The sequence below is a fragment of the Dolichospermum circinale AWQC310F genome (assembly GCF_000426925.1).
In the GTDB taxonomy this organism is placed as follows: Bacteria; Cyanobacteriota; Cyanobacteriia; order Cyanobacteriales; family Nostocaceae; genus Dolichospermum; species Dolichospermum circinale.
The window spans coordinates 1-12,584 of the sequence record NZ_KE384663.1; the positions used below are offsets into that span (position 1 = coordinate 1).

Here is a 12,584-nt window from a genome sequence, read left to right on the forward strand (position 1 = left end):
ATTTGAATTCGTTGGCAATCATTATATTACCGCCTATATTTATTACTAACTAAACTATGTGTTTATATTTAAACCATTTTCGCTACTTATTACATACGTGCCTGTACTACACAATGAAGTGCGGAATGTGGGAATAAAACTCAGATATCAGCTGCTCCCTAGGACCCATTACCCATTCCCTATTCACTGCTAAATATGATATAATTTTCTATCTGGAAGTTGATATGTGTTAAGATTAGCTATTCTAAGCTAGGATAAGACAGAAATGTAAGTGCAGACGGTTCTCCGACTGCTTACTTATGCACTGAATTTATGACAAAACCTTTACGGAGACTAGAACCAGGAACACATTAGCATGGTCAATCAGAATTTAACCGCTACAGAAATTGGATTTACTCTCGAAGATTTCGCTGCTCTACTTGATAAATACGACTATCACTTCAGCCCTGGTGATGTCGTACCGGGTACAGTTTTCAGTATAGAGCCGCGCGGCGCTCTGATTGACATAGGTGCGAAAACCGCAGCATATATACCCATACAAGAAATGTCTATTAACCGGGTAGATGCCCCGGAAGAAGTCTTACAATCAAACGAAACGCGGGAATTTTTCATCCTTACCGATGAAAATGAAGATGGTCAGCTCACCCTTTCAATTCGTCGGATTGAGTATATGCGTGCTTGGGAACGGGTACGACAGTTACAAGCAGAAGATGCTACTGTCCGTTCTGGCGTTTTCGCAACCAACCGTGGTGGTGCATTAGTGCGAATTGAAGGACTGCGCGGCTTTATCCCCGGTTCTCATATTAGCACTCGCAAACCCAAGGAAGATTTGGTAGGCGAAGAACTACCTTTGAAATTCCTAGAAGTAGATGAAGAGCGTAACCGCTTAGTTCTCTCCCATCGTCGGGCGCTAGTTGAGCGCAAGATGAACCGTTTGGAAGTTGGCGAAGTAGTCATTGGTACTGTTCGCGGTATCAAACCTTATGGTGCTTTTATTGATATTGGTGGTGTAAGCGGACTACTACATATTTCGGAGATTTCCCAGGAGCATATTGACACTCCCCATAGCGTATTCAATGTCAATGATGAAGTTAAAGTTATGATCATTGACTTGGATGCAGAAAGGGGACGGATTTCACTGTCTACTAAACAGTTGGAACCCGAACCTGGTGACATGATCAAAAACCGTGATTTGGTTTATGACAAGGCTGAAGAAATGGCAGCTAAGTATCGGGAACAACTGCTTGCTAAACAGCAAGGTATTACCACACCGGCAGAAGTAGCAGCGGTGGAAGCCGGATCTGAAGAAACCATAGCTGAAGAGGTTGCAGTTCTGGAAACTGTGGCTGAGGAAGAAATTCCCCCAGCGACTGAAGAATAATAGATTTATAGTTATAAGTAATTATAACTGAGATCGTTGTATGATCAAGAGGGGACACCCCCCTTTTTTTTACCTTGAATATGACTAGGGTGAGATATTTTGGTAACTATTAAATGTCAAAACACGGCGTTTTCCCGTATTGAAGCAATTTTATTTGATAAAAACGGCACTTTAGAAGATTCTGAGGCATATTTAAGAACACTAGGACAAAAAGCAGCGAGGATGATAGACGCGCAAGTTCCTGGTATTGGCGAACCATTGTTAATGGCTTTTGGTATTAACGGTGATTTCTTAGATCCAGCGGGTTTAATATCAGTAGCCAGTCGTCGAGAAACAGAAATTGCAGCGGCGGCCTATATTGCGGAAACCGGGAGGGGATGGTTTGAGTCTTTAAAAATTGCCCGTCAAGCCATAGATGAGGCTGACCAGTATGTTAGTAAAACTCCTTCACCTTTATTTATGGGGAGTTTGGAGGTATTAAAGTCTTTGTCAGTAGCGGGGTTAAAATTGGGCATTCTGTCAGCAGCAACCACTGAAGAGGTACGGACATTTGTAAGAACTCATCAGTTAAGTAATTATTTACAGCTAGAAAAGGGTGTTGATGATGGTCCTAGTAAACCAGATCCAATACTGTTTTTAGAAGCTTGTCAAGCTTTGGGGGTAGCACCAGGGGCGACTTTAATGATAGGTGATTCTGTGGGTGATATGCAAATGGCGCGTGATGCTAAAGCTGCTGGCTGTATTGGTATTACTTGGATTGGTAAAGCAGATCATGTTCAAGGTGCAGATGTGGTAATTAATCAACTTGATCAAATTCAGGTAATTATGGATTAAGAGGATCTGTGAAAAGTTTTCGGCGAATATATAATACTCCGCCGCAAGACTTTTATGGCTACACGATGCAAGCTATCACAAATCCTATTTAATCTCTGGTTTGTCAGGATTTATCAGCTTTTGGTTAAGTCTATCACCGAAAATTTTATCATAGTTGGAGGCCACAGCTAAAAATGCACCCGCTAAAATATATATGGGCAACGGTATAGAAAAAGCTCGCAACCACTTAAAAAACTCCGCCCCAGCAAACAGTACAAAAAAGCATAGCAACCAAACTCTCATGATTTTATCCATTCCATACTAGGTTATCTTGTTACTAATTTTAGATGAGGCATAAATCAATTAAAAATTAAAAATAACAGAAAACTCATAAATCTAAAATCTCAAATTTAGCTAAGATTGTTTAGGTATTATTATGATTTATGCAAATGATTGAAGTTGAGCATCTTACTAAAACTTATGGTTCAACAACAGCAATTACTGATGTTACTTTTAGCGTTGAACCAGGGGAAATTTTAGGGTTTTTAGGTCCAAACGGTGCCGGTAAAACCACAACTATGCGAATTTTAGCCGGTTATTTACCTGCCAGCAGTGGGACAGCGAAAATTGATGGTTATGATGTCCATGATCATTCTTTGCTTGTGCGTCAGCGCATTGGCTACTTACCAGAGACACCACCCTTATATCCAGAAATGACGGTGGAAGGATTTTTACACTTTGTAGCGAGAATTAAAGGAGTTTCTTCAGGCGATCGCTCGACAAAAGTAACAGCAGCCATAAACAGATGTAACCTAGAAGAGAAGCGCCAAGTCATTATTCGTAAACTGTCGAAAGGTTATCGGCAGAGGGTTGGTATTGCCCAAGCGATCGTTCATGATCCTCCAGCTATTATTCTTGATGAACCTACAGTGGGACTTGATCCCCGGCAAATTACGGAAGTACGCAACTTAATTAAAAGTTTAGCAGGAACACACACTATTATTCTCTCTACACATATTCTCCCAGAAGTGAGTATGACCTGTAGCCGAGTTGCCATTATTAATCGCGGACAAATAGTGACAACTAATACCCCAGAAAATTTAATGACACAATTAACAGGTGGGGCAGGATATGAATTAGAAATTACAGGAGAAGCACCTTTAGCCAAACAAATGTTACAAAATATATCTGGCGTGAGTTTAGTAGAATCAATGCCTAACCATCAACATTTGCTAGAAGATCATACTTATTTACGGGTAATATTACAGCCGGGAGAAGAACCAGGAAAAGAAATTGCTAGTGCTTTAATTCGGGCTGGCTTTGGTTTATATGAAATGCGTCGTATTAGTGCAACACTAGAAGATGTTTTCTTAGAATTAACCACCACAGAAAAGAATTTACCCACAAATATAAACTCAGAAATCGAAGAAGGAGAAGCTGCATAAATGGGTATAGTCATCGCCAATATTATTGCTATTTATCGTCGAGAACTACAGAGTTATTTTGTTTCTCCATTGGCTTATGCCATAGCTAGTGCATTTTGGTTTTTAGCCGGTTTATTTTTCGTCATGATTTTATTAGGACCAGAAGGAATTTTAGTCACAGTTTCTGCCTATGATTTACAAGGGCAACAATTTGCCCCAAAAATAGATGTTCCCTACGAATTTATTCGAGCATTTTTAGATAGAATGGGATGGTTAATGTTATTTATATTACCTATTTTGTCAATGGGACTCTACGCCGAAGAACGCAAACGAGGAACTTTAGAACTATTAGCCACATCACCAGTTACCAACTGGGCTGTAGCCGTAGGCAAATTATTAGGAGTATTAACATTTTTATTGACAATGATTTTACCTTTAATGGGATTTGAAGCGATCGCTTTATCCAATTCCACTCCTCCCATATCGCCCACAATTCCCTTATTGGGTCACTTAGGATTACTCTTACTAGCAGCCGCAATTTTATCATTAGGAATGTTTATTTCCTCATTAACAGATAGTACAATTTTATCGGCAGTCCTCACCTTTGCCATAGTTATTTTGCTGTTATTTGTTGATTTAATTGCCAAAACCATTCCCGGTGCAATTGGTGAAGCAGTTAGTCATTTATCCCTCCTCAAACATTACAATACCCTGATTCAAGGAATTTTCGATACTAGCAGCTTGATTTTATTTGCCAGTTACATTATCTTAGGTATTTTTCTCACAGCCCAATCAATTGATGCACTTCGCTTTCAACGTCAGTAATTGTCAGTTGTTAGTTGTCCGTTGTCCGTTGTCCGTTGTCGGTAGGAAAAATCTTCTCCTCTGCACCTCTGTTCCCTGTTCCCTGTTCCCTGTTCCCTGTTCCCTGTTCCCTACTATAAAGAATGACTAAAAATAAACTTTGGAAACTTATATTTTGGCTAGGACCATTCTTCATCACCGCTGGTTTAACCGTTCGTTTAACATCAGTAAATTCGGGAATAATCCCCTTGTCATTAATAATAATAGGTTTAGTTATTTGTGCCTTGTGGGTAGTACAAACTAAATGGTGGCAAAAGCGTTCTACCCAATCTACTACTAATGCCTTAATCGCAACTTTGTCCGTATTAGTTATATTAGGATTAATTAACTTTTTAGGTATTCGTTACCACCTGCGTCTAGACTTAACAGATACTCAATTATTTACTTTATCACCTCAATCCAGGGAATTAGTCAGTAATTTACCCGAAACAATGAAGGTTTGGTTATTTACTAAAGAAAAAAATTCCCAAGATCAGGAATTATTAGATAACTATCATCGTCAAAGTAACAAGTTTAAATTTGAGTATGTTGATCCTGAATTAAAACCAGGACTAGCAGAAAGATTTGGTGTTAAAGATTATGGCGAAGTTTATTTAGAATTTCAAACAAAACGGCAATTAATACAAATAATTAGTGAGGATGAACGACTATCAGAAATAAAATTAACTAATCGTTTACAACAAATGATTAATCCTAAAACGGCTAAAGTTTACTTTCTGCAAGGACATAGTGAACACCCACTTTCCGCTAGTAAAGGGGCAATTTCTAAAGCAATACAGGGCTTAACTGATAAAAACTTTACTATATCAACTTTGAATTTAGCAGAACGTCCTCAAGTTCCTGATGATGCTAATGTTGTAATTGTAGCTGGACCCCAAAAAGAATTATTGACGGGAGAAGTTACAGCTTTACAAAATTATCTTAATCGTGGTGGTAACTTATTATTGATGATTGATCCCAACACCAACCCGAAAATGGATACTCTTCTGAAAGAGTGGGGTGTGCGTTTAGATAATCGCTTGGTCATTGATAATTCTGGAGCAAGTTTACAATTAGGACCTGCTACTATTTTAGTGACAGAATATGGACAACATCCTATTACTCAAGATTTTGCCAATAATATTTCTGTATATCCATTAACTCGTCCTCTGGAAATTGATCCTGTCTCTGGTGTTGAGTCTATGGTTTTATTAAAAACCAAACCCTATCCTAATAGTTGGGCAGAAAGTGATCAAAAAAGTGAAAAACTAGAGTTTAATGAAGATAAAGACTTAAAAGGTCCTTTAACTTTAGGAGTAGCATTAACTAGAAAATTATCAAATTCCCCAATTCCAACTACCAAAAATTCACCAACTCCAATTCCAACTACCAAAACTTCCCCAACTCCCACTCCAACTGCAACGGCCAAAACTTCCCCAACTGCAATTCCAACTCCAACTCCAATTCCAACGGCCAAAACTTCCCCAACTGCAATTCCAACTCCAATTCCAACGGCCAAAACTTCCCCAAATACTGCTAAAGAATCACGGTTAGTAGTATTTGGAAACTCCAATTTTGCCACTGATAGTTTATTTGAACAACAGTTAAATGGAGATGTCTTTTTAAACACGGTTAGTTGGTTAAGTCAACAGGATGAAAAACTTCTGTCAATTCGTCCTAAACAACCAAAAAATCGCCGGATTATTATATCAAATCGGGAAGCTAACTTGTTAACAATATCTGCTGTGTTTTTATTACCTTTACTGGGGTTGCTAACAGGTTTTATTATTTGGTGGAAACGTAGATGAAAAATAAATTAGTAATTCATAATGCTAAACTAAAACATTGGCTTTGCTTTCAAGATCCTGATGAAATCATCCAAACTAATAGTATTGATCAAGTTGTTCCCAAATTGCAACTCGTGAATGATTTGATTACTAAACATCAAATATATGGGGCAGGTTTTATTAGTTATGAAGCTTCAACAGCTTTTGATTCGATACTAAAAACCCATTCTCCTTGTTCATTTCCGTTACTCTGGTTTGGATTATATAAAAAACCAGAAATTATTGATTTACCAAAACCTACCTTAGCTGATAAATATAAACTTAATTGGACACCTTCAGTAAGTGAAGAAGAATATCATCAAGTGATTAGTAAAATTAAAAAATATATTTCCTTGGGGGAAACTTATCAAGTCAATTATACATTACGTTTAAATGCACCTTTTAGTGGTGATACTTGGGAATTATTTCTGAAATTAGTGCAAGCACAAAAAGCAGATTATGGGGCTTATGTTGATATTGATAACTTTGCTATTTGTTCCGCTTCCCCTGAACTTTTTTTTCATCTTGATGATCATCACTTAACCTCGCGTCCCATGAAAGGAACAGCAGCTAGAGGTTTAACATTAGTCGCTGATCATGCTATTGCTAAAGAACTACATTTTTCTGAAAAAAATCGCGCGGAAAATGTAATGATTGTGGATATGATTCGCAATGATATAGGACGAATAGCTAATATTAATACAGTCAAAGTTCCCAGTTTATTTAATGTCGAGAAATACCCCACAGTTTGGCAAATGACATCTACCGTTACAGCTAAAACTACAGCTTCCATAAGTGAAATTATGGGGGCGTTATTTCCCTGCGCTTCTATTACCGGCGCACCTAAAGCGCGGACAATGGAAATTATTCAGGAATTGGAAAATACACCGCGCCGTATTTATACTGGCTGTATTGGTTTTATTAGTCCCCAACGTCAAGCCCAATTTAATGTTGCTATTCGGACTGTATTAATTGATAAAGAAAATAAGCAAGCGGAGTATGGAGTTGGAGGAGGAATTGTCTGGGATTCTGTGAGTAGTGATGAATATCAAGAATGTCAGATTAAAGCCCAAGTTCTCACATTAAATCAACCAGATTTCTCACTTTTAGAAACAATTTTGTGGCAGCCCCAAAATGGTTATTTTTTATTGAATTATCATTTACAACGTTTACAAGATTCAGCAAATTACTTTGGGTTTAATGTTAATATAAATAATGTCAAAACTCAACTTGATCAATTAACACAATCATTTGCAAATCAAGATTATAAACTACGCTTATTATTAGATTCTCAGGGTGAAATTATATATCAAACAATACCTTTATTGGCTGTAAATAATCAGGAATTTGTCAAACTAGGTATGTGTTGCACACCGATTGACTCCACTAATATATTTTTGTATCATAAAACAACAAATCGCCAAGTTTATGAAATAGCAAAAGCCCCTTTTCCTGATTGTGATGATGTTTTATTGTGGAATGAAAGAGGTGAAATAACAGAAACCTGTATTGGTAATATTGTGGTAGACTTGAATGGAGAATTGATGACACCTCCAGTAAAGTGCGGTTTATTAGCAGGGACTTTTCGCGCTAATCTACTTGAAAAATGTAAAATCAGAGAAAAAATTATCACAGTAGAAATGTTAAAATATAGCCATCATATCTATATAATTAACTCAGTGCAAAAATGGCGAAAAGCGGTTTTAATTTCTCATTAACTAAATGATTTTATTAATTGATTATCAATATGAAATTACCAAAAACGACTTGGATTTTAATACTTTTAGCTCTGGGTTTGGGCAGTTTTGTATATTTCTATGAAATTAAAGGAAAAACTCAATCAACAGAAATAAAAGCCGAAAAACAGAAAATTTTCTCCTTTACTGCTCATGATGTCCAATCTTTAACAATTAAAACTAAAAGTACAACATTAAAACTAGAGAAAAGGAAGACAACTGAAAAACCTGAATGGGAAATCAAATCTCCCATATCAGCACCAGCAAATGATGCAATTGTTTCTTACTTAATGGATTTGTTAGTTGATGGTAAAATTGAAAGAACAGTATCAGTTTTACCCACTGAATTACCAGAATTTGGTTTAGGTAAACCTGTAGCAACTATTGATATTAAACTCAAAAATCAACAAAGTCATCAATTGATTTTAGGTAAAGCTGAGTTTAATAATCGCTTCTTATATGCTCAAGCTGATGCTAATCAAAATCTCAACTTATTGTTAGTTTCCAAGGATTTTTTTAATGCAGTCAATCGAGACATATCAGAATGGAAACAAATACAAGAAAAGACTAATGTAAAACCATTACCTATCCTGCCTAAACCAAACCTTCAATGACAAAACAAACAGCAACCTTATTAATTTCTTGTCCAGATCAACGGGGATTAGTAGCAAAATTTGCCAATTTCATTTATGCTAATGGTGGCAATATTACTCATGCAGATCAACATACAGACTTTGAAGCAGGATTATTTCTCAATCGTATAGAATGGCAATTAAAAGGATTCAATTTACCTAAAGATTTAATTGCTCCTGCTTTTAATGCTATCGCTCAACCTTTAAATGCAAAATGGGAATTACACTTTTCTGATACTCTTCCCCGCATTGCCATTTGGGTAAGTCGTCAAGATCATTGTTTACTTGATTTAATTTGGAGACATCGCGCAAAAGAATTTCATGCAGAGATTCCTTTAATTATGAGTAATCACCCTGATTTACAACCAATAGTTGAACAATTTGGCATTGATTACCATTATATACCCATTACTAAAGAAAATAAACAAGAACAGGAAATTAAACAACTAGAATTACTGCATGAATACAAAATTGATTTAGTGGTTTTAGCCAAATATATGCAAATAGTTAGTGCAGATTTCATTGCCAAATTCCCGCAAATTATTAATATTCATCATTCATTTTTACCCGCTTTTGTTGGTGCTAATCCCTATCATCGAGCTTTTGAAAGGGGTGTAAAAATTATTGGTGCAACAGCCCATTATGCTACACCTGAATTAGATGCAGGACCAATTATAGAACAGGATGTGGTGCGAGTAAGTCATCGAGATGAAGTGAATGATTTAATCAGAAAAGGGAAAGATTTAGAAAGAATTGTCTTGGCTAGGGCGGTAAGATTACATTTACAAAATCGCGTTTTAGTCTATGGAAATAGAACCGTAGTTTTTGAGTAATATCAATTTTATTTGAGGTTACACGGAATTAAACAAAAATATCTGCGTCTATCGGCGCTTACCTGTGTTTAATGTTAATTAACATCTTAATTAGAGCCGGAGTCAACAGTCAGCAATGTAGCTTGGGTTTCCTTACCTCAACCCAACCCACTTTTTTCTTAACTGCGCTTTGGCGATATTCTTCAAAGCATTGCAAGATATTGCCGAGTTAAGAACTTTGGTTTCTAGCACGCTATGTCCCGATATACAGCAAATTCAGCTTGAGTGAGGTACACTTTATGCGGGCAAGATGCCCGCACCACAAGAGTTTTATCATTAATATCTGTACTTCAGAATACCAGTAACTGCTGTATCATCAGATATCCAGGCTTGAAGTATCTGACATATATTGATTTTTAAACTTTTAACTAATATCCCCAGTCCGCAGACTTTCCACCTGTTTTACTAACTAAATGAATCGCTTCAATTTGAATGGTTTTTTCTAACGCTTTAGCCATGTCATACAAAGTTAAAGCAGCAATAGACACCGCTGTTAAAGCCTCCATTTCTACCCCAGTTTCCGCTTTAGTTTTCACAGTAGCATCAATTTGATAACCAGGTAGTTGGGCGTCAGGGATAATCTCAACGGTAATTTTCTGTAAAGGTAAGGGGTGACAGAGAGGAATTAAATTAGCTGTTTGTTTAGCGGCCATGATTCCCGCCAACCTGGCCGTTGCTAAAACATCACCTTTAGGGGTGTTTCCGGCTTGAATAGCAGCGAAAGTATCAGGTAACATCCGCACCTTACCCGTGGCCACGGCTTGACGAATAGTGGCTGTTTTACCTGATATATCAACCATTTGAGCCTCTCCTTGAGCATCCAAATGGGTTAACGAAAAAGAATTTGAAAAATGATCTTGCATAATTGGGAAAGTGTGTGTTATTATAAATTTTGTAAGTCAAGGTTGTAAGACAAGGGTGTGTAGCTCAGTGGACTAGAGCACGTGGCTACGGACCACGGTGTCGGGGGTTCGAATCCCTCCTCGCCCGTTCTATAATTTTAAATGCACAAGCCCCTTTTTTGGAGTTTGTGCATTTTTAATGGTCTTGGGTTATGAATTGTCCCGACAATCTTGATCAGCAAAGACTCAAACCAGTTCTTTAGAGTGGTTGATCAAAAAAAAGAGTTTTAGGATTAATCGAAAAGTATGAGGAGATGTTGGCGTTGGTGAATGAAGGTATGATTTTTTCTCACGCAGAGGCGCAAAGGACGCAGAGAGTAAGAGTTTAAGTAGAATATTTGATTTTCATACCTCAATTCAGCAATGCCGAGATGTTTAATGATTAAACGCAGATGAACGCAGATGAAGAACGATCAATTCACAATTTTCAAACCAGATGCGATTTCTCCAGATTAATCAAGTTTTAAGGCATTAACTGGCACATCATCCCAAGATTTTACTGTCCGTAATTTGGCAATCCAGCCTGCTGCTGTTTGGACTGCGGTTAAATTATTCTTAAATGACTGATGACAATCCAGTGCCTGAGACTCGTTACAACAGGCAATACAGGCATGAATCATCCCGGAAGGATCAATTTGCTCATTTACCCAAATAGTCATGTTTTATCTCCCTTTAAAGTAGCGGTTATTTTTTACACTTCACAAATCACAAGCAACAATTAAAGGTCAGGCAGAATACCCTTAGTAACTAAGAACTCAGTGGTTAGGGTTTTTGAGTAGCGATCGCTAATTTTGCCCCTGGTACCTGACGCACTTTATCCATAACTACCACAACTTGACCATGAGTAGCACTTTGATCAGCGTTAATAATTACAACTACTTCTGTATTTTTTCCCTTTAATTGTTGTACCCTGGCTGGTAAAGTATCCAGGGTGACAGGCTGGCGGTTTAAACTTACATCCCCTGCTGAGTCTATTGTAACAGTAATTGGTGTGGCTGATGATTGGGTTTTGGCGGTGCCAGCTTTGGGTAAATTAACTGGTAATCCTTCGGAACGATTCAGAAATAAAGTTGACATAATGAAAAATGTCAAAATCGCAAAAATGACATCAATCATCGGTACAATATTGATTTGGGCTGGTATATCAGGTTCATCTGGTAGACGCATAATCATTTATCTCCTCTTTCATAACGACGACGATATAGTAATTCCAGTTGTCCACCATATTCTTGAATCCAAGCAATTTGGCGTAAGTACATTCCCCGAAAGCTATTAGCGAAAAATAGGGTAATAATAGCTACCACTAATCCTGATGCTGTAGATACTAAGGCTTCACTAATTCCAGATGTGACACCTGCGGTTTTTGTCCCCCCGACATCACCAATATTCAATGATTTAAAGGAGGTAATTAATCCCAATACTGTACCTAGCAGCCCTAACAAGGGGGCTAAACCAATAATTGTATCGAAAATGTTCTGAAACCTTTTTAATAGGGGAATTTCGGCCTGTGCTTCACTTTCTAAAGCCAAACGAAATTCTTCTGGGTTGGGTTCTTCCAGTTCTAAGGCCGCTAAAAAAATCCGAGCTATAGGTAAATCAGCATTTCTATGTAATATATTTAAAGCATCAACCATATTACCTTGACGATAAACTTTGAGAACGACTTGGACAATGCGGTTTTGACGGTTGCTGATTTTAACCCAAAAGGTAATGCGTTCGATAATTAGCGCCACTCCTAACACAGAAAAAAACAGCAGTGGCCACATGACTATACCACCAGCTTGGAATAAATTACTAATTTCCATTGACCATTTTGCTAATCTTCCACATTAGATTAACAGATCGTGGTCAAGAAACAAGAATCAGTAAGTATTGTTTTATTGTCAGTAATTTACTTTACAATAAAATCAGTATTCCTGGGTTAGTGGCTGGGAGTTTTTTGGTAGAGATTAATTTTGGATTTTTTATTAGATTATATATTGACACAACAATTTTGTTGTACTATATATTAGATATAGAAGAATTTCATTGTATTCAACTACAAAATTACAGGCCGTTGCTGAATACAGCACTTACTGGTGTTATAAGGTACATATTTAGCGGGCAAGATGCCCGCACCACAAGAGTTTCATGATTCAACTTTGTACCTCATCAG

Annotated in this window: 14 protein-coding genes and 1 tRNA gene; 9 read left to right on the forward strand and 6 right to left on the reverse strand. The window is 37.3% G+C overall.

The window, feature by feature from the left end; all coding sequences use genetic code 11:
• Positions 1–355 precede the first annotated feature (355 nt).
• Positions 356–1,381, forward strand: a complete 1,026-nt coding sequence (locus tag ACIR310F_RS0100460; protein ID WP_028082122.1) for a 30S ribosomal protein S1 — start codon at positions 356–358, stop codon at positions 1,379–1,381.
• Between the two features lie 99 nt (positions 1,382–1,480).
• Positions 1,481–2,215: an HAD family hydrolase gene (locus ACIR310F_RS0100465; RefSeq protein ID WP_028082123.1), complete on the forward strand. Its 735-nt coding sequence runs from the start codon at positions 1,481–1,483 to the stop codon at positions 2,213–2,215.
• Between the two features lie 84 nt (positions 2,216–2,299).
• Here ACIR310F_RS0100465 and ACIR310F_RS21040 read toward each other — a convergent pair whose 3' ends face one another.
• Positions 2,300–2,497, reverse strand: coding sequence for a hypothetical protein (locus tag ACIR310F_RS21040; protein ID WP_035367373.1), 198 nt, complete (start codon positions 2,495–2,497; stop codon positions 2,300–2,302).
• Positions 2,498–2,643: 146 nt separating this feature from the next.
• Here ACIR310F_RS21040 and ACIR310F_RS0100475 point away from each other — a divergent pair, with 146 nt between their 5' ends.
• Together ACIR310F_RS0100475 and ACIR310F_RS0100480 are read left to right on the forward strand one after the other, a co-directional pair.
• Positions 2,644–3,639, forward strand: coding sequence for an ABC transporter ATP-binding protein (locus ACIR310F_RS0100475; RefSeq protein WP_028082124.1), 996 nt, complete (start codon positions 2,644–2,646; stop codon positions 3,637–3,639).
• On the forward strand, positions 3,640–4,443 hold the full coding sequence (locus tag ACIR310F_RS0100480) for an ABC transporter permease (protein ID WP_028082125.1): 804 nt from the start codon (positions 3,640–3,642) through the stop codon (positions 4,441–4,443). It begins immediately after the preceding gene.
• A gap of 10 nt (positions 4,444–4,453) precedes the next feature.
• Here the strand turns inward: ACIR310F_RS0100480 and ACIR310F_RS25955 are convergent, their stop codons facing one another.
• Positions 4,454–4,618 carry a hypothetical protein gene (locus ACIR310F_RS25955; protein ID WP_196803138.1) on the reverse strand — a complete coding sequence of 55 codons (165 nt, stop codon included), beginning with the start codon at positions 4,616–4,618 and terminating at the stop codon, positions 4,454–4,456.
• Between ACIR310F_RS25955 and ACIR310F_RS0100485 the strand changes: the two genes are divergently transcribed.
• The 4 genes from ACIR310F_RS0100485 to purU are packed head-to-tail and all read left to right on the forward strand — an operon-like array spanning position 4,566 to position 9,488.
• The gene (locus tag ACIR310F_RS0100485) at positions 4,566–6,269 is read left to right on the forward strand and encodes a GldG family protein (RefSeq protein WP_028082126.1); all 1,704 of its coding nucleotides are present in this window, start codon (positions 4,566–4,568) and stop codon (positions 6,267–6,269) included. The genes ACIR310F_RS25955 and ACIR310F_RS0100485 overlap by 53 nt on opposite strands.
• Positions 6,266–8,005, forward strand: coding sequence for an aminodeoxychorismate synthase component I (gene pabB, locus ACIR310F_RS0100490; protein ID WP_028082127.1), 1,740 nt, complete (start codon positions 6,266–6,268; stop codon positions 8,003–8,005). The genes ACIR310F_RS0100485 and pabB overlap by 4 nt, the downstream gene beginning before the upstream one ends.
• 29 nt (positions 8,006–8,034) lie before the next feature.
• Positions 8,035–8,637 carry a DUF4340 domain-containing protein gene (locus ACIR310F_RS0100495; protein ID WP_028082128.1) on the forward strand — a complete coding sequence of 201 codons (603 nt, stop codon included), beginning with the start codon at positions 8,035–8,037 and terminating at the stop codon, positions 8,635–8,637.
• The gene (purU, locus tag ACIR310F_RS0100500) at positions 8,634–9,488 is read left to right on the forward strand and encodes a formyltetrahydrofolate deformylase (RefSeq protein ID WP_028082129.1); all 855 of its coding nucleotides are present in this window, start codon (positions 8,634–8,636) and stop codon (positions 9,486–9,488) included. The genes ACIR310F_RS0100495 and purU overlap by 4 nt, the downstream gene beginning before the upstream one ends.
• A 407-nt stretch (positions 9,489–9,895) precedes the next feature.
• Here purU and moaC read toward each other — a convergent pair whose 3' ends face one another.
• On the reverse strand, positions 9,896–10,390 hold the full coding sequence (gene moaC / locus ACIR310F_RS0100505) for a cyclic pyranopterin monophosphate synthase MoaC (RefSeq protein WP_028082130.1): 495 nt from the start codon (positions 10,388–10,390) through the stop codon (positions 9,896–9,898).
• Positions 10,391–10,443: 53 nt separating this feature from the next.
• Here moaC and ACIR310F_RS0100510 point away from each other — a divergent pair.
• Positions 10,444–10,517: transfer RNA gene (locus ACIR310F_RS0100510), tRNA-Arg, on the forward strand.
• A 364-nt stretch (positions 10,518–10,881) separates the two neighbouring features.
• Here ACIR310F_RS0100510 and ACIR310F_RS0100515 read toward each other — a convergent pair.
• From ACIR310F_RS0100515 to ACIR310F_RS0100525, 3 genes are all read right to left on the reverse strand, one after another.
• A complete protein-coding gene (locus tag ACIR310F_RS0100515; RefSeq protein WP_028082131.1) occupies positions 10,882–11,088 on the reverse strand; it encodes a hypothetical protein in 207 nt (68 codons plus the stop codon).
• Positions 11,089–11,191: 103 nt separating this feature from the next.
• Complete coding sequence (locus tag ACIR310F_RS0100520; RefSeq protein ID WP_028082132.1) at positions 11,192–11,596, reverse strand: ExbD/TolR family protein; 405 nt, start codon at positions 11,594–11,596, stop codon at positions 11,192–11,194.
• A gap of 2 nt (positions 11,597–11,598) precedes the next feature.
• Entirely contained in the window at positions 11,599–12,234 is a 636-nt protein-coding gene (locus ACIR310F_RS0100525) for a MotA/TolQ/ExbB proton channel family protein (RefSeq protein WP_028082133.1), read from the reverse strand.
• Between the last annotated feature and the right edge of the window lie 350 nt (positions 12,235–12,584).